The sequence below is a fragment of the Pseudomonas multiresinivorans genome (assembly GCF_012971725.1).
GTDB classification, from domain to species: Bacteria; Pseudomonadota; Gammaproteobacteria; order Pseudomonadales; family Pseudomonadaceae; genus Pseudomonas; species Pseudomonas multiresinivorans.
Genome location: NZ_CP048833.1, coordinates 1,618,576 through 1,637,878, shown reverse-complemented (window position 1 = coordinate 1,637,878; position 19,303 = coordinate 1,618,576). Strand labels below are relative to the sequence as shown.

17 protein-coding genes are annotated in these 19,303 nt (G+C 64.5%); 14 read left to right on the top strand and 3 right to left on the bottom strand.

Features of this window, described 5'->3' with window-relative positions; genetic code table 11:
- Nucleotides 1-454 precede the first annotated feature (454 nt).
- The 14 genes from G4G71_RS07470 to G4G71_RS07405 all read left to right on the top strand — a co-directional run bounded on the left by G4G71_RS07470 (nt 455) and on the right by G4G71_RS07405 (nt 17,010).
- Nucleotides 455-1,861, top strand: coding sequence for a polynucleotide adenylyltransferase PcnB (locus G4G71_RS07470; protein WP_169936520.1), 1,407 nt, complete (start codon nt 455-457; stop codon nt 1,859-1,861).
- On the top strand, nt 1,858-2,343 hold the full coding sequence (gene folK, locus G4G71_RS07465) for a 2-amino-4-hydroxy-6-hydroxymethyldihydropteridine diphosphokinase (RefSeq protein WP_169936519.1): 486 nt from the start codon (nt 1,858-1,860) through the stop codon (nt 2,341-2,343). Before G4G71_RS07470 ends, folK begins: the two co-directional genes overlap by 4 nt.
- Nucleotides 2,344-2,484: 141 nt before the next feature.
- Nucleotides 2,485-3,282 (top strand): 3-methyl-2-oxobutanoate hydroxymethyltransferase, encoded by a 798-nt coding sequence (gene panB / locus G4G71_RS07460; protein ID WP_054910795.1) that lies wholly within the window; start codon nt 2,485-2,487, stop codon nt 3,280-3,282.
- Nucleotides 3,282-4,133, top strand: a complete 852-nt coding sequence (panC, locus tag G4G71_RS07455) for a pantoate--beta-alanine ligase (RefSeq protein WP_054910794.1) — start codon at nt 3,282-3,284, stop codon at nt 4,131-4,133. The genes panB and panC overlap by 1 nt, the downstream gene beginning before the upstream one ends.
- Before the next feature lie 122 nt (nt 4,134-4,255).
- Nucleotides 4,256-4,636 carry an aspartate 1-decarboxylase gene (gene panD, locus G4G71_RS07450; RefSeq protein ID WP_169936518.1) on the top strand — a complete coding sequence of 127 codons (381 nt, stop codon included), beginning with the start codon at nt 4,256-4,258 and terminating at the stop codon, nt 4,634-4,636.
- 89 nt (nt 4,637-4,725) lie between these two features.
- Nucleotides 4,726-6,390, top strand: a complete 1,665-nt coding sequence (pgi, locus tag G4G71_RS07445) for a glucose-6-phosphate isomerase (protein WP_169936517.1) — start codon at nt 4,726-4,728, stop codon at nt 6,388-6,390.
- 263 nt (nt 6,391-6,653) lie between these two features.
- Nucleotides 6,654-8,591 (top strand): acetate--CoA ligase, encoded by a 1,938-nt coding sequence (acs, locus tag G4G71_RS07440; protein ID WP_169936516.1) that lies wholly within the window; start codon nt 6,654-6,656, stop codon nt 8,589-8,591.
- A gap of 82 nt (nt 8,592-8,673) precedes the next feature.
- Nucleotides 8,674-9,552, top strand: a complete 879-nt coding sequence (locus tag G4G71_RS07435; RefSeq protein ID WP_169936515.1) for an oxygenase MpaB family protein — start codon at nt 8,674-8,676, stop codon at nt 9,550-9,552.
- A gap of 99 nt (nt 9,553-9,651) precedes the next feature.
- Nucleotides 9,652-10,830, top strand: a complete 1,179-nt coding sequence (locus G4G71_RS07430) for an acetyl-CoA C-acetyltransferase (RefSeq protein WP_169936514.1) — start codon at nt 9,652-9,654, stop codon at nt 10,828-10,830.
- A gap of 191 nt (nt 10,831-11,021) precedes the next feature.
- Complete coding sequence (locus G4G71_RS07425; RefSeq protein ID WP_024765336.1) at nt 11,022-11,636, top strand: response regulator transcription factor; 615 nt, start codon at nt 11,022-11,024, stop codon at nt 11,634-11,636.
- A gap of 100 nt (nt 11,637-11,736) precedes the next feature.
- A complete protein-coding gene (locus tag G4G71_RS07420; protein ID WP_169936513.1) occupies nt 11,737-14,868 on the top strand; it encodes a DUF748 domain-containing protein in 3,132 nt (1,043 codons plus the stop codon).
- Nucleotides 14,869-14,879: 11 nt separating this feature from the next.
- Nucleotides 14,880-15,170, top strand: coding sequence for a DUF2845 domain-containing protein (locus G4G71_RS07415; protein WP_024765334.1), 291 nt, complete (start codon nt 14,880-14,882; stop codon nt 15,168-15,170).
- Nucleotides 15,167-15,490 (top strand): DUF2845 domain-containing protein, encoded by a 324-nt coding sequence (locus G4G71_RS07410; protein WP_169936512.1) that lies wholly within the window; start codon nt 15,167-15,169, stop codon nt 15,488-15,490. The genes G4G71_RS07415 and G4G71_RS07410 overlap by 4 nt, the downstream gene beginning before the upstream one ends.
- Before the next feature lie 65 nt (nt 15,491-15,555).
- Nucleotides 15,556-17,010: a rhomboid family intramembrane serine protease gene (locus G4G71_RS07405; protein WP_169936511.1), complete on the top strand. Its 1,455-nt coding sequence runs from the start codon at nt 15,556-15,558 to the stop codon at nt 17,008-17,010.
- Between the two features lie 64 nt (nt 17,011-17,074).
- Here the strand turns inward: G4G71_RS07405 and G4G71_RS07400 are convergent, their stop codons facing one another.
- The 3 genes from G4G71_RS07400 to G4G71_RS07390 all read right to left on the bottom strand — a co-directional run bounded on the left by G4G71_RS07400 (nt 17,075) and on the right by G4G71_RS07390 (nt 19,276).
- Entirely contained in the window at nt 17,075-17,272 is a 198-nt protein-coding gene (locus G4G71_RS07400) for a CsbD family protein (RefSeq protein WP_054910617.1), read from the bottom strand.
- Between the two features lie 41 nt (nt 17,273-17,313).
- The gene (locus G4G71_RS07395; RefSeq protein WP_054910616.1) at nt 17,314-17,661 is read right to left on the bottom strand and encodes a BON domain-containing protein; all 348 of its coding nucleotides are present in this window, start codon (nt 17,659-17,661) and stop codon (nt 17,314-17,316) included.
- Between the two features lie 193 nt (nt 17,662-17,854).
- Nucleotides 17,855-19,276, bottom strand: coding sequence for a DUF4013 domain-containing protein (locus G4G71_RS07390; protein ID WP_169936510.1), 1,422 nt, complete (start codon nt 19,274-19,276; stop codon nt 17,855-17,857).
- Nucleotides 19,277-19,303: the final 27 nt, after the last annotated feature.

The following is a 19,303-nucleotide window of genomic DNA, read 5'->3' as shown; positions in this document are numbered from 1 at the left end:
GAATAAAACTGTCTTGAGACAGCACGCAAAACTGGTTGGATCGCAAGATCATTGCTCACTCAGCGACCAAAGCAATCCGTTTGCTATTGAACACCTTCCAAGTGTGGAAGGTTCCCCGAAGCAGGTAGCTTCGAGGGTCGGGTCTACAAACAAAAACAACAAGCCCGGTAATCATAATAAAAACAAAGCACGCACCTATTTGGGGGGGAGCCTCGGCTCCCCCAGTAGCTTTTGCTACACCCTCTCCCCTTCTCCCCGCAAGTCCCTTTCCCCAGTTTTCTTCATCATCCCATCCCACAATGCTAGAATCGCCGCGGCGCAGACGGCATTCGATTTGCTGCCATTTGTTTCAAGGCAGCGGCAGACACCCGCTATCCTCCAGGAAACGCCGTAATCAGGCGGCTTGCCGAGACCTGCGTATGCCATCCATACACCTATTCCCGATAGTGCACACATGCTGAAAAAGCTGATCCAGTCCATCCGATCCCCACTGCGCCGTCCGCGCGCTGTCCGCACTACTCCGGAAGTCGTTGGCAATCATCAGCACTCGCTGCGGCGGGAACAGTTCAGCAGGAACGCGGTGAACGTCGTAGAGCGCCTGACCAAGGCCGGCTACCAGGCGTACATCGTCGGCGGCGGTGTACGTGACCCGCTGCTGGGCATCCCGCCCAAGGACTTCGACGTGGCCACCAGCGCCACCCCCGAGCAGGTGCGCGCCGAATTCCGCAACGCGCGGGTGATTGGTCGCCGCTTCAAGCTGGTCCATGTCCACTTCGGACGCGAGATCATCGAGGTCGCCACCTTCCGCGCCAACCATCCGGTCACCGAAGACGACGACACCGATAACGCCCATGCTTCCCGCAACGAAGCCGGCCGCATCCTGCGTGACAACGTCTACGGCACCCTGGAAGACGATGCTCAGCGCCGCGACTTCACCATCAACGCCCTGTACTTCGACGTTACCGGCGAGCGCATCCTCGATTACGCCCATGGCGTGCGCGATATCCGCAACCGCCTGATCCGCCTGATCGGCGACCCGGAGCAGCGTTACCTTGAAGACCCTGTGCGCATGCTGCGCGCGGTGCGGTTCGCCGCCAAACTGGACTTCGAGATCGAGAAGCACAGCGCTGCGCCGATCCGCCGTCTCGCCCCGCTGCTCAACGAGATTCCGTCCGCGCGCCTGTTCGACGAGGTGCTCAAACTGCTCCTCAGCGGCAAGGCCGAGCGCACCTTCGAATTGCTCAACGAATACGACCTGTTCGCTCCGCTGTTTCCGGCGAGCGCCAAGGCGCTGAAGGATGACCCGGAATACGCCGGCAAGCTGATGCGCCAGGCCCTGGCCAACACCGACGAGCGCATTCGCCTGGGCAAGCCGGTCACCCCGGCCTTCCTGTTTGCCGCGCTGCTCTGGCCGGCCCTGCCTGCCCGCGTGCTGAAACTCCAGGACCGCGGCATGCCGCCGATCCCGGCGATGCAGGAAGCCGCCCACGAACTGATCCTCGAACAGTGCCGCCGCACCGCGGTGCCCAAGCGTTTCACCATCCCGATCCGCGAGATCTGGGACATGCAGGAGCGCCTGCCGCGTCGTCAGGGCAAGAAGGCCGATCTGCTGCTGGAGAACCCGCGTTTCCGCGCCGGCTACGACTTCCTCCTGCTGCGCGAGAGCGCCGGCGAGGAAACCGGAGGTCTCGGCGACTGGTGGACCGACTACCAGGAAGCCAGCGATGGCGAGCGTCGCGGCATGATCCGCAACCTGGCCAGCCAGCAGGAAGAAGCCGGCGCAGCTCCGCGCAAGCGCCGGCGTGGCGGCAACAACCGCCGCCGCCGCGGCCCACGCACCGAAGGCACCAGCAGCGAATGAGCGAGCGCGTGTACATCGGGCTCGGCAGCAATCTCGCCGAGCCGCGCCAGCAGCTGGAAGCCGCACTGAAGGCCATGGCGCAGATTCCCGCCAGCAAGGTAGCGGTGGTTTCCCCGCTGTACGCCAGCGATCCGCTGGGCCCGCCGGACCAGCCACGCTACGTCAATGCCGTGGCCGCGCTGGATACCGACCTGGACCCACTCGCCCTGCTGGATGCGCTGCAGACCATCGAGCTGGAACAAGGGCGCGTACGCAAGGACGAGCGCTGGGGACCACGCACCCTCGATCTCGATATCCTGCTGTTCGGTGACCGGGTGATCGACGAGCCGCGCCTCACCGTCCCGCACTACCACATGCACGCCCGCGCCTTCGTGCTCTACCCGCTGGCAGACCTGGCCCCGCAACTGCGTTTCCCCGACGGTCGTACCCTGCCCGAGCTGCTCGCCGCCTGTCCGTTCTGCGGCCTCGAGCGCCTGTCCTGAGGCATGCTGCGCCCCAGGCGTGGGGCGCACTGACAGTAACGCCGTAACAGTCCGGTAACACCTGCAATTGACTTCGCCTTTTTCGATCCGGACTATAGGGCCCCGTTTGCCCCTGCCCGGCGCAGAACCGAGGACACTTTCATGCCTGATGTCACCCTGACCACCCTGCAAGGTCTCAAGCAAAGCGGCGAAAAGATCGCGATGCTGACCTCCTACGATGCCACTTTCGCCCACACCGCCAGCCTGGCCGGTGCCGAAATGCTGCTGATCGGTGACTCCCTGGGTATGGTGCTGCAAGGTCACGACAGTACGCTGCCGGTGACCGTCGAAGACATGGCCTACCACACCGCCGCAGTCAAACGCGGTAACAAGGGCGCACTGATCGTCACCGACCTGCCGTTCGAATCCGGCACTTCCCTGGACCAGTTGCTGCGCGACTCGGTCAAGGTGATGCAGGCCGGCGCCCATATGGTCAAGCTCGAAGGCGGCTCCTGGCTCGCCGAGCCGATCGTTCGCCTGGCCCAGATGGGCATCCCCGTTTGCGCACACCTGGGCCTCACCCCGCAGGCCGTCAACCTGTTCGGCGGCTTCAAGGTCCAGGGCCGCCAGGAAAACCAGGCGCGCCAGTTGCGCGCCGACGCCATTGCCCTGGAGCAGGCCGGCGCTGCTGTATTGCTGCTGGAGTGCGTGCCGTCCGCCCTGGCGAAGGAAATCACCGAAGCCGTGAAGATCCCGGTCATCGGTATCGGCGCTGGCGCCGGCACCGACGGCCAGGTGCTGGTGATGCATGACATGCTCGGCCTGTCGTTGTCCGGTCGTTCGCCGAAGTTCGTGAAGAACTTCCTCGAAGGCCAGCCCGATATCCAGTCCGCTTTCGCTGCCTATGTGAAGGCCGTGAAGGACGGTACCTTCCCTGGCCCGGAGCACGGTTTCGCCTGATGAACACAGTCAAGACAGTCCGCGAGCTGCGTGCCGCTGTGGCGCGCGCCCGTAGCGAAGGCAAGCGCATCGCGCTGGTGCCTACCATGGGCAACCTGCACGCCGGCCACGCCGCGCTGGTGACCAAGGCCAGCCAGCGCGCCGATTTCGTGGTCGCCAGCATCTTCGTCAACCCGCTGCAGTTCGGCCCCAGCGAAGACCTGGACAAGTACCCGCGCACCCTCGCCGCCGACCAGGAGAAGCTGCTCAGCGCCGGCTGCCATCTGCTGTTCGCCCCCACCGTCGAGGAGATGTACCCGGACGGCATGGACGGCCAGACCCGCTTGCATGTGACCGGCGTATCCGAAGGCCTGTGCGGCGGCAGCCGACCGGGCCACTTCGACGGCGTCGCCACTGTGGTCTGCAAGCTGTTCAACATGGTCCAGCCCGACATGGCGCTGTTCGGCGAGAAGGACTTCCAGCAGTTGGCGGTAATCCGCAAGCTGGTGCGTGACCTGAACCTGCCGATCCAGATCTTCGGCGAGCCGACCGTGCGTGCGGAGGATGGTCTGGCGCTGTCCTCCCGCAACGGTTACCTGACCGAAGAGCAACGCGCCGTCGCGCCGGTGCTGCAGCGCACTCTGAAGCAACTCGCCGAGCGCATTCGCCAGGGCGAGCGTGACTTCCCCGCCCTGCTGGCCGAAGGTCGCCGGCAGATCGAGGACGCCGGCCTGCGCATCGATTACCTGGAGGCCCGTGAGCCCGCCGGCCTGCACCCGGCCAGCGCGCAAGACCATCAGCTGGTGATCCTGGTCGCCGCCTTCCTCGGCACCACCCGGCTGATCGACAACCTCGCCTTCCACATCGACTGATTCCCCGCCCGACACCCGAATTTTCGCCTCGAAGCCGCGCCAACCGCGGCCTTGAGCGACTTCGGGTGCTCGGGCATACTCGCCCCGCTCTCCTCGACCAGAAGAAAAACAGGAGCCACGTCATGCAGAGCATCATGCTCAAAGCCAAACTGCACCGCGCCGAAGTCACCCACGCCGTGCTCGACTATGAAGGCTCCTGCGCCATCGACGGCGAATGGCTCGATCTCGCCGGAATCCGCGAGTACGAACAGATCCAGATCTACAACGTCGACAACGGCGAACGCTTCACCACCTACGCCATCCGTGGCGAAGAAGGTTCGAGGATGATTTCCGTCAACGGCGCCGCCGCTCACAAGGCCAAGGTGGGTGACCGGGTGATCATCTGCGCGTACGCTCAGTTCAGCGATGCCGAGCTGGAAGACTACAAGCCGCGCATGCTGTACATGGCTCCCGGTAACGAGCTGAGCCATACCAGCAACGCGATCCCGGTCCAGCTCGCCTGATCCGAAGAAGCGATGCCTGGAACCACCGGGCATCTTTTCCGTTCGAAAGCCTCAAGCTCAAACACGCACGTCTCACCCGAAGGTACGTCATGGAACACCACCTCACCCCGCTGGATGCCACCAAACTGGCGAGCTGGCAGGCGTTGGCCGCACATCGCCAGGATCTGCAGAACTTCACCATGCGCGAGGCGTTCGCCGAGGACCCGGAGCGCTTCAAGCGCTTCTCCCTCAGCGCCTGCGGCCTGTTCCTCGACTTCTCGAAGAACCTGATCCGCCAGGACACTCTCGACCTGCTGGTGAAGCTCGCCGAGGAAGCCAAGCTGGGCGAGGCCATCCAGTCCATGTTCCGCGGAGAGGTGATCAATGCCTCCGAGCGCCGCCCGGTGCTGCACACCGCGCTGCGCCGTCCTATCGGCGACAAGGTGCTGGTAGACGGCAACGATGTGATGCCCGAGGTGCACCGCGTGCTGCACCAGATGACCGAACTGGTCGCCGCCGTGCACAACGGCCTGTGGCGCGGCTACACCGAGAGGCCGATCACTGACGTGGTGAACATCGGCATCGGTGGCTCCTTCCTGGGCCCGCAGCTGGTCTCCGAAGCGCTGCTACCCTTCGCCCAGAAAGGCGTGCGTTGCCACTACCTGGCGAACATCGACGGCAGCGAATTCCGCGAGATGACCGCCAAGCTCAACGCCGAGACCACGCTGTTCATCGTCTCGTCGAAGTCCTTCGGCACCCTGGAAACACTGAAGAACGCCCAGGCTGCCCGCGCCTGGTACCTGGCCCAGGGAGGCAGCGAGGCGGAGCTGTACCGCCACTTCATCGCCGTTTCCAGCAACAAGGAAGCCGCTTCCGCCTTCGGCATTCGCCCGGAAAACGTCTTCCCGATGTGGGACTGGGTCGGTGGCCGTTACTCGCTGTGGTCGGCCATCGGCCTGCCAATCGCCATGTCGGTGGGCATCAACAACTTCAAGGAGCTGCTGTCCGGCGCCTACAGCATGGACCAGCACTTCCTCACCGCGCCGTTCGAGAAGAACATCCCGGTGCTGCTAGGCCTGCTCGGCGTCTGGTATGGCGACTTCTGGGGCGCGCGCAGCCATGCGATCCTGCCCTACGACTACTACCTGCGGAATATCACCGACCACCTGCAGCAGCTGGACATGGAGTCCAACGGCAAGAGCGTGCGCCAGGACGGCACCCCGGTGTCCGCCGGCACCGGCCCGGTGATCTGGGGCGGCGTGGGCTGCAACGGCCAGCACGCTTACCACCAGTTGCTGCACCAGGGCACCCACCTGATCCCGGCCGACTTCATTGTCCCGGTGTCCAGCTACAACCCGGTGGCCGACCACCACCAGTGGCTGTACGCCAACTGCCTGTCACAGAGCCAGGCTCTGATGGTCGGCAAAAGCCGCGCCGAAGCCGAGGCCGAACTGCGCGCCAAGGGCGTGGACGAGGCCGAAGTGCAGCGCCTGGCGCCGCACAAGGTGATCCCGGGCAACCGCCCGAGCAACACCCTGGTGCTGGAGCGCATCAGCGCCCGCCGCCTGGGCGCGCTGATCGCGATGTACGAGCACAAGGTCTACGTGCAAAGCATCCTCTGGGGCATCAACGCCTTCGACCAGTGGGGCGTGGAACTGGGCAAGGAGCTGGGCAAGGCGGTCTACGGCCGCCTGGTCGGCAGCGAGGAAAGCGCCGCCGAGGACGGCTCCACCCAGGGCCTGATCGACTTCTTCCGCGGCCGTCACCGCGGCTGACGAAAACAGCTGGATGCGCCCCTGCGCGTCCAGCTTCCCTCCTGCCCGGCAATCGACGGGCAACACAGCACCGCTCCCGCTCCTGCCGCCTCGCCGGCCAACGCCACACCACGCCGCCACCCCGCCTGCAAGCGCAAGGGACATCCGCCGCCGGAACGTTCCCCCGCCCTGGCGCGTCGAAACAACATGGACAACCCTTGAACCCGCCAGGCCTTGCATGCACCCTTGAGGGCATCTCGGCTCAACAACAACAAGGATTCCCCATGTACGAGATCAGCCTTCACCCCGTGCCGGAGGCCGTACGCAAGCGTGCCTACCTCGACAATGACGCCTACCAGCGCCTTTACCAGCAGTCGGTAAACGACCCGGAAGCCTTCTGGGGCGAGCAGGCCAAGGCCTTCCTCGACTGGTTCAAGCCCTGGCACTCGGTGCACCACGGCGATCTGGCGAAGGGCCAGGCCACCTGGTTCAAGGGCGGCCAGCTCAACGTCACCTACAACTGCATCGACCGCCATCTCGAACAGCGCGCCGAGCAGGTCGCCATCATCTGGGAAGGCGACAACCCGACCGAATCCGCCAACATCACCTACCGCAAGCTGCACAGCCATGTCTGCCGCCTGGCCAATGTGCTCAAGAGCCGCGGTGTCGGGAAAGGCGACCGGGTCTGCATCTACATGCCGATGATCCCCGAAGCCGCCTACGCCATGCTGGCCTGCGCGCGGATCGGCGCGATCCACTCGGTGGTGTTCGGCGGTTTCTCCCCGGACGCCCTGCGTGACCGCATCAACGATGCCGATTGCCGCGCCGTGATCACCGCCGACGAAGGCGTGCGCGGCGGCAAGTACATCCCGCTGAAGAAAAACGTGGAAAAAGCCCTGGCGGACTGCCCGAACGTGTCCACCGTGGTCGTGGTCGAGCGCACCCAGGGCGAGATCCCGTGGGTCGAAGGCCGCGACCTCTGGTACCACGAGGCCCTGCGCGAGGCCAGCGAGGACTGCGCACCGGAGCCGATGGATGCAGAGGACCCGCTGTTCATCCTCTACACCTCCGGCTCGACCGGCAAACCCAAGGGCGTGCTGCACACCACCGGCGGCTACCTGCTGGGCGCGGCGATGACCCACAAGTACGTGTTCGACTACCACGACGGCGACATCTACTGGTGCACCGCGGACGTGGGCTGGGTCACCGGGCACAGCTACATCGTCTACGGCCCGCTGGCCAATGGCGCCACCACACTGATGTTCGAAGGCGTGCCGAACTATCCGGACGCCTCGCGCTTCTGGCAGGTGATCGACAAGCACCAGGTGAATATCTTCTACACCGCACCCACCGCCATCCGCGCGCTGATGCGCGAGGGCGAGGCTCCGGTGCAGAAGACCGATCGCAGCAGCCTGCGCCTGCTCGGTTCAGTGGGCGAGCCGATCAACCCGGAAGCCTGGGAGTGGTACTACAACGTGGTAGGCGAGAAGCGCTGCCCCATCGTCGACACCTGGTGGCAGACCGAAACCGGCAGCATCCTGATCACTCCGCTGCCCGGCGCCACCGACCTCAAGCCCGGCTCGGCGACCCGCCCCTTCTTCGGCGTGCAACCGGTGCTGCTGGATGAGCAGGGCAAGGAAATCGATGGTCCCGGCTCCGGCGTACTCGCCGTGAAAGCCAGCTGGCCCAGCCAGATCCGCAGTGTCTACGGTGATCACCAGCGGATGATCGATACCTACTTCAAGCCCTACCCCGGCTACTACTTCACCGGCGACGGCGCCCGCCGCGACGAGGATGGCTACTACTGGATCACCGGCCGCGTGGACGACGTGATCAACGTCTCCGGCCATCGCATCGGCACCGCCGAGGTGGAGAGCGCGCTGGTGCTGCATGACTCGGTCGCCGAGGCTGCTGTCGTCGGCTATCCGCACGACCTCAAGGGCCAGGGCATCTACGCCTTCGTCACCACCATGAACGGCATCGAGCCCAGCGACGCACTCAAGCAGGAACTGCTGGCCCTGGTGAGCAAGGAGATCGGCAGCTTCGCCAAGCCGGAAATGCTGCAGTGGGCGCCGGGCCTGCCCAAGACGCGCTCGGGCAAGATCATGCGGCGCATCCTGCGCAAGATCGCCTGCAACGAACTGGAAAACCTCGGCGACACCTCGACCCTGGCCGACCCCAGCGTGGTCCAGGGGCTGATCGACAACCGCCTCAACCGTTGACCTGCGCTACAGGCCGAGGGCGCAAAGATGCTAGGTTTATGCAACAGACCTGTCGTCCTTGCCCTGAGGCCTGTCCGCCGCAATGGAAACCGTTCGCCGTCATATCGAAAGCCAGGTACTCAGCCTGACCGGCCTCGCCCTGGGCGGGGTCGACTTCGAGTCGCCCAAGGGCGACCCCGGCCTGTTCGGGCCGGAATCCATCAGCTGGAAAGTCCATGGTGATTTCAGTTCGATGCTCATTGGCGGCATCAGCGCCCTGCTCCTGCAGATGCTCCATCCGGCCGCACTCGGTGGCGTCTGGGACCACTCCAACTTCCGCGCCGACATGCTCGGCCGCCTGCGCCGCACCGGGCAGTTCATCTCCGCCACCACCTATGGTTCGCGCGGTGACGCCGAGAAGCTGATCGAGCGCGTGCGCCGCATCCACGATGGCGTCCACGGCACCCTTCCCGACGGCACACCCTATGCGGCCAGCGACCCGGACCTGCTCACCTGGGTGCACGTCGCCGAAGTCAGCTGCTTCCTCGCGTCGCACCTGCGCTACCTGAACCCGAATCTTTCCGGCGAAGAACAGGACCGCTACTACGACGAGATAGCCCTGATCGCCGAGCGCCTCGGTGCACGCAATGTCCCGCGCTCGCGGGTGGAGGTTGCTGCCTACCTGCAACGCATGCGCCCACAGCTTCGCTACGACGAACGCACCCGAGAAGTGGTCAGCGTGCTCTTCAACGCCCCCGCCCCCAGCTTCCTCGCCAAGCCCTTCGGCATGCTGATGATGCGCGCCGGCATCGACCTGCTCCCAGAGTGGGCAACTGACCAGCTCGGTCTGAGCCTCGGCAGCCTGCAGCGCCAGCTGATCCGTTCCAGCGTGAAGCGCAGCGTGCCGCTGTTGCGCTGGGCGGTACGCAACGGTTCGCTGCACCGCGCGCGCCGACGCATGGGGCTGCCCCCTCTGCGCTGAAACGTGACCACTCGGTTCGGAGGGTGGTGAGCCGGCGGCGAGCGTGCAACCATGCTCCTTCGCTGCGGCCGTTGCCGCGCCAGCCAGAGGATTCGCGTCATGCAAGAAGTCGTCATCGTCGCTGCCACCCGTACCGCCATCGGCAGCTTCCAGGGTTCGCTCGCCACATTGCCGGCCCATGAACTGGGCGCCGCGGTGATTCGCAGCCTGCTGCAACAGACCGGCCTGGATCCGGCCCGGGTGGATGAAGTCATCCTCGGCCAGACACTGACCGCCGGTGCCGGCCAGAACCCGGCGCGCCAGGCTTCCATTGCCGCAGGCCTGCCCAACACGGTGCCTGCGATGACGGTGAACAAGGTCTGCGGCTCCGGGCTCAAGGCCCTGCACCTGGCTGCCCAGGCCATCCGCTGTGGTGACGCCGATGTCGTCATCGCCGGCGGCCAGGAAAGCATGAGCCTCGCCCCCTACGTCATGCCTGGCGCCCGCACCGGCCTGCGCATGGGCCACGCCAAACTGGTCGACAGCATGATTCAGGACGGCCTGTGGGATGCCTTCAACGACTACCACATGGGCATCACCGCCGAAAACCTGGTGGAGAAGTACGGCATCAGCCGGGAGGCCCAGGACGCCTTCGCCGCCGAATCGCAACGCAAGGCCGCCGACGCCATCGAAGCGGGCCGCTTCAAGGCCGAAATCACCGCCATCGAGATCCCCCAGCGCAAGGGCGAAGCACTGCGCTTCGACACCGACGAGCAGCCCCGCGCCGGCACTACCGCAGAATCCCTGGCCAAGCTCAAACCAGCGTTCAGGAAGGACGGCAGCGTCACCGCCGGCAATGCTTCAACCCTCAATGACGGTGCGGCCGCCGTGTTGCTGATGAGTGCGGCCAAGGCTGCAGAACTGGGCCTGCCGGTCCTGGCCCGCATTGCTGCTTACGCCAACGCCGGTGTCGACCCGGCCATCATGGGCATCGGCCCGGTCTCGGCTACCCGCCGCTGCCTGGAGAAAGCCGGCTGGCAGTTGGCCGACCTGGACCTGATCGAGGCCAACGAGGCGTTCGCCGCCCAGGCATTGTCGGTGGGCAAGGAACTGGGCTGGGATGCCTCGAAGGTGAACGTCAACGGCGGCGCCATCGCCCTCGGCCACCCAATCGGCGCATCAGGCTGCCGCGTACTGGTCACCCTGCTGCACGAGATGCTCCGCCGCGACGCGAAAAAGGGCCTCGCGACGCTCTGTATCGGCGGCGGCCAAGGCGTGGCGCTGGCGCTGCAGCGCTGATCTATCGGGGCTTGCTGAGCAGAATTCCGTCTGCACAGCAAGTCTCCACGCACGCTTGCAGGCCCATGCCCTCCCAAGTTGATTTTCCGCATGCTTTCGGTCCTACGCATAGGAATATTCCGTAGGTGCTTGAACAACTGGTCTATCTTCAAGATCAATGCGCGCAATCATTTGGACTCAGGGAGTCAACCATGAAGAAACGTGTGGTGCTGATCGAGGATCACCCCGCGATGCGCTTGGCGATCCGTTCGCTGCTCGAACAGGATCCGCAGTTCGAAGTAGCACGCGAGGCGGCCGATGGCCATGGAGGCCTGGACGCAGTCCGCAAGGAACGTCCGGACCTCGTGATACTGGACCTCAACCTGCCAGGGATGGATGGCCTCGACCTGCTGGCGCGTATCCACATCTTCGACGAGAACATCCGCCTGCTGGTCTTGAGCTCGCAGGATGAACGTCTGTATTCGAGCAAGGTCGAAGCCGCGGGTGCGCATGGATTCGTCAGCAAGAACAAGGACACCAGCGCCATTCTCAACGCCGCTCGCATGCTGGTCTCGGGCTATCGCTGCTTCCCGGAAAAGTCTCTGAGCATCGACAAGAACGCCGACCCGGTGGCCAGCCTGACGCCGCGCGAACTGGTGGTACTGCGCAGCCTGGTGAGAGGCATGAGCAACAAGGACATCGCCGAGGAACTCTTCCTCAGCCAGAAGACCGTCAGCACCTACAAGACGCGTATTCTCGAGAAGCTGAACCTTGAAAGCCTCGTGGATCTCGTTGAGTTCGCCCGCACCAATCGCTTGAACGACTGACAGACATCACTGAAAACCGCGTCCGAAGGCGACTTTCGAATCGAACCATCCCAGCCGTGCCATACTGGTTCTGCACGTCACGACGGAAACGACTCTCGCCATGCCCAAAGGATTGAAACGCGCCATCGGCGCGGTCTTGTTGCTGGTCTCCCTCTACTGCCTGCTGGGTTTTCTCATTCTTCCCGGCATCGGCCTGCGTGTAGCCAACCAACAACTGGCTCAATACTCGACCGGCCCGGCGCGCCTGGAGCGCATCGAATTCAATCCCTTCAGCCTGGAGCTCACCCTCTGGGGATTGCACCTGGGCGATGAGGGGCAGGAACAGGTACGTTTCCGCCGCCTCTACGCCAACCTCGAACTCGATAGCCTGTGGAAGCGCCAGTTGCACCTGGCGGATGTCGAACTGGATGCACCGCACACCGAGTTGCTGTTCGCCGAGAACGGCACGCTGAATCTCACCAAGCTGTTCAAGCTGCCCCCCAGCGAACCGACTCCTCCGCCGGCGGAACCGAGCGATCCCTTCCCGCTGCGCATCGACCGCATTCGCCTGGCCGAGGGCAGCCTGCACTTCCTCGACCGCCGCCCGAGCGAGCCGGTGGAGTTTGTCTTCGACCCCCTGGGGTTCGAGCTGCACAACCTCAGCACGCTGCCCGACGACGGCGCCGAAATGACCCTGGTCGCCACCGGCCCGCACGGCGGCAAGCTGGACTGGAAAGGCGACCTGAGCATCGTGCCCTTCACCTCCAAGGGCAGCTTCACTCTGGACGGCGTGCCGCTGAAGGCCTGGTGGCCCTATGTGCGTGACAACGCTCCGCTCAACCTGAACAACGGCATCCTCAGCGTCGCCTCCGACTACCACCTGGACCTGTCGAAAGACACCCAGCTGATGCTGGACAAGGCGGCCATCAAGTTGCGCGACCTCGACCTGGCATCGCCGGATGGCAAGCCGCTGGCCAAGCTCGCCACCCTGGATGTCGCCGAAACCACGCTGGACCTCGCCAAGCAGGAAGTGATCGTTGGCCAGATCCGCAGCCAGGGCCTGGAAGCCTGGGCTGCGCGGGAGAAGGACGGGCAGCTGGACTGGCAGAAGCTCTTCGCCGACTTCAAACCCTACAAGCGCCCCGAGGAACCGACTCCGCAGGCACAGGCCGCTCCCGAGCAGAAGCCCGCCAGCGAAGCCAAGGCGGCGTCCGGCGAGACTGTCGCCGGCCAGTTGCAAACGCCCCCCACGCAGGCCACCAAGGAACAACAGACGGCCGTGGCCCCCCCCGCGGCTGCGGACAAAGCACAGGGCAAGCCCACCGATGCCACCAAGGCTCCGCCAGCAGCCGTGGCCGCTACCGAGTCCCGGCCCGCAGATGCCCGGCCCGACGCACCGGCTGAACCGAAGAAGACCTGGCACGTGGTCCTGCGCGACACCCAATTGCGCGGCTACAAGGCCCACCTGGCCGATCGTGCACCGAGCAAGCCGGTGAATCTCGAAGTCGGCCCGCTGGACCTTGACCTGCAGAACCTCGACAGCGGCCTGACCTCCCCCCTGCAACTCAAGCTCAAGACCGGCCTCGGCCCCCGCGGCCAGATCGAGGCCAGCGGCCAGGTCATCCCCAACCCGGTCAGCGCGAAGCTCAAGGTCTCCACACGCGACATCGACCTGCGCGTTGCCCAGGCCTACATCGATCCGTTCATCCGCCTGGAACTGCGCAGCGGCCTGCTGTCCAGTGACCTCGATGTCGACCTCAAGGGCACAGAGCCGCTGGCTTTCAGTGTCAACGGCAGCGCCCAGGTCACCCAGTTGCACACCCTGGACACCATCAAGAGCCGCGACTTCGTCAAATGGACCAAGCTGACCCTCGACGGCCTGGCCTACAAGCATGGCGACAGCCTGGTGATCCAGACGGTGTCACTGGAAGAGCCCTACGCGCGCTTCATCATCAACGAGGACCGCAGCACCAACGTCAGCGAGCTGATCATCGCGCAACCGGAATCCGCAGCGTCCTCCGCGAACAAAGGCGGCAGTGGCAACAGCAAGCCGCTGGGCATCCGCATCGGCGGGGTGAAGATCAATAATGGTTCGGCCAACTTCGCCGACCTGACCCTGCGCCCGGACTTCGCCACCGCCATCCAGCAACTGGGCGGCGAGATCGGCACCATCGACAACCGCAATCCGACCCCCGCCTCGGTAGACGTGAAGGGCAAGGTCGACAAGTACGCGCCGGTCACCATCAAGGGCAGCCTCAACCCCTTCTCGCCGCTGGAGAAGCTGGACATCGCCACCAGCTTCAAGCGCGTCGAGCTGACCACCCTGACGCCCTACTCCGGCAAGTTCGCCGGCTACCGCATCCGCAAGGGCCGGCTGAACCTGGACCTGCACTACCAGATCACCCAGGGCAAGCTCAAGGCCGACAACAAGGTGCTGGTGGAGCACCTGCAACTGGGCGAGAAGGTCGACAGCCCCGACGCCGTGGACCTGCCGGTGAAACTGGCAATCGCTCTGCTCAAGGACGCCAACGGCAACATCGATATCCAGTTGCCGGTGGAAGGCGACCTGAACAACCCTCAGTTCAGCGTCATGCCCATCGTCTGGCAGACCCTGCGCAACCTGGTGGTACGCGCGGTGCAGGCGCCCTTCAAATTCATTGCCGGGCTCGCCGGCGGCGGCGACGAGGACCTGGGCAGCGTGACCTTCGCGCCCGGCTCCAGCGAACTGGATTCCGCCGCCCAGGGCAACCTCGACAAACTGGTCGGCGCCCTCAAACAGCGCCCTGCGCTGAAGCTGGAAGTCGAAGGCGTCGCCGCAGCAGCCAGCGACGGCCCATTGCTGGCCGGCAAGCGCCTGAACCAGGAATACCAGAAGAACTACTACAGCATGTTGCAGCGTCGCGGCGACAAGGTGCCCAGTGATGCCAGCCAGCTGGAAGTCCCCGAGGACCTGCAGCCGATCCTGCTTGAAGGTGTCTACCGCGCGCGTCTGAAGAAACAGCCGCCAGCGGAATGGCAGGATCTGAGCAAGGACGAGCGTTCGGCGAAGATGCGCCAGGCCGTGCTCGACTCCTGGAGCGACAGCCAGTTGCTGCTGCGCAAGCTCGGTCAGGAGCGCGCGACCCAGATCAAGGACTATCTGGTCAGCAAGGGCGGCCTGGGCGACGACCGCATCTACCTCATCGACGTCAGCTTCGGCGAAGCGGAGAATGGTGGCAACGTGGCCACCCAGCTTCACCTCGATAGCGAGTAAGGAGTCGTTCGATGAAAGCCCTGACCTGGATGTCCTGCGCCCTGCTGCTTTGCGCGGCGGGCGCCCAGGCGGAAAGCATGCGCTGCGGTAGCTCCCTGATCAACGCCGGCGACCGCGCCTGGGAAGTCGAACAGAAGTGCGGCGCACCGGATCACCGCGATGAAGTCGGCTACACCCTCAGCGGCTACGACCATCGCGAATACCGGGTCGAGGAGTGGGTATACGGTCCGCGCAACGGCACCAGCTATATCCTCACTTTCGAGGCCAACAAACTCAAAAGCATCGAGTTCAAACGCAATTGAAGACCCCCTTCGTTCTGCGCCTGGCCGCACTTGTGTTACCGCTCAGCGTCATTGCCCTGGACGCTCAGGCCGCCAGCTTGCGCTGCAATAGCAAACTCATCAGCACCGGCGATGTCACCAGCGACGTGCTCAGCCGCTGCGGCGAGCCGGTCAGCCGTTCCTTCCTGGGCTACAAGCAGGTGCCTGGCCCTCGCTACGGCGAATCCATGGAAGTGGCCGTGGAAGAATGGATCTACGGCCCCTGGAGCGGCATGTTGTATTTCGTCCGCTTCGAGGGTAACCGGCTGAGCGACATCCAGAGCAAGCGCAGCGGCAACTGACAGCCGTGCTGGCGAGGTGCTAGTCTCGCCGCCACTCACGCCACTTGCGCCAAGGACCGGTCGCCATGGTCATCGTCCCCGCCGAGCATCCGCTGGACTGGAAGAAGCCTCCGGTCATCACGCTGCTGCTCATCGTCATCAACGTCCTGATCTACTTCGGCTACCAGGGGGGCGACAGCGCCCGGCGCGAAGAGGCCGTGCGCGTCTATCTCGACCAGGACCTGCTCGGTCATGAGCGCCCCTTGTTCAGCGCCTCGCTGGAGCGCCGCGACCGCCTGGAAGCCGACCAGCAGCGCGCCCTGGAGGCCCTGCCGCGTCAGCAGCTGGCCTGGCTCGTTCTCTCGGACCTGGAGTTCGGCCACGAGCTGCGTGAATTACCTGCCTTCCAACAGGACAGCGCCTGGCAGGCCGCGCGCCTGAAAGCCGAAGCCGCCCGCGACCAGACCAGCAGTCTGCGCTTCGGCTTCATCCCCGAGCGGTTCACCGTCCAGGGTCTGTTCGGCTCGATGTTCCTTCATGGCAGCTTCTGGCACCTGGCCGGCAACATGGTGTTCCTGTTCATCTTCGGCTTCGCTCTGGAAGCCGCCCTGGGGCGCGCCCTGTACCTGGGCCTCTACCTGTTCAGTGGCCTCTGCTCGGGCCTGCTGTGGTGGGCGCTGGATCCGTCCTGGGTGCCGGGCATCGGCGCCTCCGGCGCCATCTCCGGCCTGATGGGCATGTACATCGGCGTCTATGGCCTGCGGCGCATCCAGTTCTTCTACTGGCTCGGGCCGCTGATGGGCTACCTGAAGGCACCAGCGCTGTGGATCCTGCCGCTGTGGCTGGGCAAGGAACTGTTCGGGCTGGTGCGTGCCGCCGATCATGTGAACTACTACGCGCACATCGGTGGGCTGGTCTCCGGCTTCCTCGCCGTCTGGCTGCCACGCAGACTGGGGCGGATGCCGGTCGACGAGGCGTACCTGGCGAAAGAAGACCCCGAGGCTCCTTTCAAGCGCGCCCTGGCGTCGCTGGATGAGCAGATCGGCCGCTTTGCCCTCGACCAGGCCGCGGCACGGGGTGCGGAGCTGCTGCGGCAGTTTCCGGACCAACCGTTGCTGGTCGAACGCCTGTACGGCGTAGCCAAGGGAAGGCAGGACCGGGGCTTGATGAGCGAAACCCTCAAGCAGTTGTTTGCCCTACCGCCCTCGCCGTCAGCCGACGCGCTGCTGCGCAGGCTGGCTGAAGAAAGTGCCGCCAGCGATACCGGGCTGCTCGCCCATCCCACCATTCAATTGCACCTGCTGCGCAAGCTGCTGCAACGCAACGAGTCCGTGCAAGCACTGAGCAGCTGGCGCCGCCTGACGCGCTCCGCACAACGGCCCGAACTGCTGCCGGGCCTGACCCTGCAACTGGCCAAGCAGGTCGGCCAGAAGGGAGACCTGCAGGCGGTCCGCGAGCTGTCGCGTTTCCTCCGCCAGCACTACCCGGAAGCAGATCCGACGCGCCAACTGACGATCTACCAGCAACACCTGGCACCCTGATCCCACCCATGAAAAAGCCCCGCCGGCGTGCCGGCGAGGCTTGGGTCATCCCTGGGTGTGGGCGCTACAGACGGCGGCTGAAGTCGCGGACTTCCTCTTCCGCTTTTTCGCGGGTCCAGCCGTAGCGCTCCTGCAGTTTGCCTACCAGGTACTCGGCGTGTCCGTCCGCCGCCTGCAGGTCGTCGTCAGTGAGCTTGCCCCACTTCTCCTTGAGCGTGCCGGACAGCTGCTTCCACTTGCCTTTGATGACGTCAGTGTTCATGGCGATCCTCCTCTAGCGATCGGTGGGAAAAGGGCCTGGCCTTACTCGACCGACTTCAGTCCATCGGCGGATACAGCGGTCACGCCTTTGATGCCTTTGGCGGTCTGTACGGCCAGTTCCTTCTCGGCGTCGGTTTTCACGTTACCGGACAGGGAAACCACACCTTTGTTGGTTTCGACCTTGATGTTGGTACCGCTGATGTCCTTGTTGGCGATCAGGCTGGATTTCACCTTGCTGGTGATCCAGGTGTCGGAAACCGCCTCTTCAGTTTTCTGGACGGTGTCATTGGCGGCCAGAGTCGTCGGCTGGGCGAACACCGAGTTGGCGAACGAGAAGCTCAGAGCGGTTGCGGTGGCAGCGGCAAGGGCCAGTTTGTTGAAACGTTTCATGGCGGTTTCTCCTGAATTATTGGAAAACTGCGGCCCGTTCCTGGCTGCAGTTGCACTAGGACTATCGCAAGCCCTGTGCCAGCTTTTCCATTCCAGTAAAAACCTTATTAATCAATAACTTATAGACAAAGACCAAACAGTGGCCGCTTGCAGTTTGCAAAGTCTGCCGCTGCGCTCCATGCAGGTTGCACGATCAGGTGCCTGAGCTCCTGCCCAACTTCGCCAGCACGGCCTCAAGCTGCACCACCTCGCCCATCTGCTCGAACGCCGGATAACGCTGGCGAATGAAAGCCAGCAACTGCTGGGCGGGTTCGACCTGCCCCAGCTCCTCCGAAAACGCCCGTGCCGCCATCAGGTAGGCGCGGGGAATACCGGGGTACTCCGGGTAGCGCTTGTGCAGGTTGCGCAGCAGGCTCAGCCCCTCGCGGGCCTTGTGGCGCTCGATCAGCACCTCGGCAATGCGTTCGCAGACGCTCGGGTCCTCGGGCAGGTAGTCCGCCTGCAGTTGCCGGGCATTGAGGAAGGCGCTGGCAGCCAGCTGCGGGTTGAGCCGGCTGGCCAGGCCCAGGTAATGCGGCAGGTGGTTCAGGCATTCCGCACGCTCGTTCAGGGCGAACAGCAACTGGTGATAGCGCTCGTTCAGCTTGAGGTCCTGGCGCCCTTCGCGAAGCGCCGCGACGAGGATCTCCAGCGCCGCGCCGGCCTGCCCCTCCTTGACTCGTACCTCCGCCTCGGCCAGTGCCTTGCGGCGGTGCCATTCCGGCGCGGCGAAGCCGGCCGGGGCGTCCTCCCCGGCGGAGACGTAGCCCAGCTCGCCCTGATACTGGAACACGGCATAGCCCATCATGGCGCACATCACCACGGCGAAATAACCCGTCAGGCCTGCCACCACCGGGACCATCACCACCCGCGGCAGCCCATTGGAGAGGAGCCAGGCAACATAAGTGGGCGACTGCCAGAGGATGAACAGGAACACGCAGAGGATCAGGTAGCGCCAGCCCATGGCCGCGATCACCTGCCCCACTTCGCTGGGGCTGAGCGCGGCCCCCAGGCTCTTGTCCAGGGACAGCCGGATGATGCTCGCCGGCAGTACCAGCATGATGCCGATGTTCGCAGCCCAGTAGATCGCTTCGCTATGGAAGTCGGCAGCCAGCCACAGCAGCACCAGGGCGATCAGGAATACCGCCAGTTGCTGGAAGAATGTCCGCAGGCTGTCGGCGCTGAAGGCTTCGAGCAGGCCTGGAGCTTCCTGGCCGCCAAAACTTGCCGTTTCGATCACGCTATGCAGGTATTTGGTCGCCACACTGAACAGGGCGATCCACAGCACGAACATCGGTGGCATGAACACGCAGGCCAGTGCCAGCAAGGCACAGAAGGCCAACGGCCCGGCTTGGAAGCCGTAGGCAAAGAACTTAGGCAAGCGCTCCCAGAAAGGCTGTGCGGTATTCGCCGCGCCAAGGTAGCGCAGATGGCCCCGGCACAACGGACACGACGGCGCATACTCCGGCGCGTCGGCATTGAGCGGAATGCAGCAGTCGCCGTAATGGCGTTCACAAGGCTGGCAATGCCAGGTCGCGGGCTGGGCACTGTGGTAGTGACAGTAACGCTTGTCCATCTCGGGGCATCCTTGGAGCGAGATCGG

Bases quoted from the DNA above. Each gene is read 5' to 3' on its own strand.
- panB (WP_054910795.1), top strand. From the start codon at position 2,485: ATGCCTGATGTCACCCTGACCACCCTGCAAGGTCTCAAGCAAAGCGGC.
- panC (WP_054910794.1), top strand. From the start codon at position 3,282: ATGAACACAGTCAAGACAGTCCGCGAGCTGCGTGCCGCTGTGGCGCGC.
- panD (WP_169936518.1), top strand. From the start codon at position 4,256: ATGCAGAGCATCATGCTCAAAGCCAAACTGCACCGCGCCGAAGTCACC.
- acs (WP_169936516.1), top strand. From the start codon at position 6,654: ATGTACGAGATCAGCCTTCACCCCGTGCCGGAGGCCGTACGCAAGCGT.
- G4G71_RS07395 (WP_054910616.1), bottom strand. From the start codon at position 17,661: ATGAAACGTTTCAACAAACTGGCCCTTGCCGCTGCCACCGCAACCGCT.
- G4G71_RS07430 (WP_169936514.1), top strand. From the start codon at position 9,652: ATGCAAGAAGTCGTCATCGTCGCTGCCACCCGTACCGCCATCGGCAGC.
- G4G71_RS07470 (WP_169936520.1), top strand. From the start codon at position 455: ATGCTGAAAAAGCTGATCCAGTCCATCCGATCCCCACTGCGCCGTCCG.
- G4G71_RS07415 (WP_024765334.1), top strand. From the start codon at position 14,880: ATGAAAGCCCTGACCTGGATGTCCTGCGCCCTGCTGCTTTGCGCGGCG.
- G4G71_RS07390 (WP_169936510.1), bottom strand. From the start codon at position 19,276: ATGGACAAGCGTTACTGTCACTACCACAGTGCCCAGCCCGCGACCTGG.
- pgi (WP_169936517.1), top strand. From the start codon at position 4,726: ATGGAACACCACCTCACCCCGCTGGATGCCACCAAACTGGCGAGCTGG.
- G4G71_RS07400 (WP_054910617.1), bottom strand. From the start codon at position 17,272: ATGAACACTGACGTCATCAAAGGCAAGTGGAAGCAGCTGTCCGGCACG.
- folK (WP_169936519.1), top strand. From the start codon at position 1,858: ATGAGCGAGCGCGTGTACATCGGGCTCGGCAGCAATCTCGCCGAGCCG.
- G4G71_RS07405 (WP_169936511.1), top strand. From the start codon at position 15,556: ATGGTCATCGTCCCCGCCGAGCATCCGCTGGACTGGAAGAAGCCTCCG.
- G4G71_RS07420 (WP_169936513.1), top strand. From the start codon at position 11,737: ATGCCCAAAGGATTGAAACGCGCCATCGGCGCGGTCTTGTTGCTGGTC.
- G4G71_RS07435 (WP_169936515.1), top strand. From the start codon at position 8,674: ATGGAAACCGTTCGCCGTCATATCGAAAGCCAGGTACTCAGCCTGACC.
- G4G71_RS07425 (WP_024765336.1), top strand. From the start codon at position 11,022: ATGAAGAAACGTGTGGTGCTGATCGAGGATCACCCCGCGATGCGCTTG.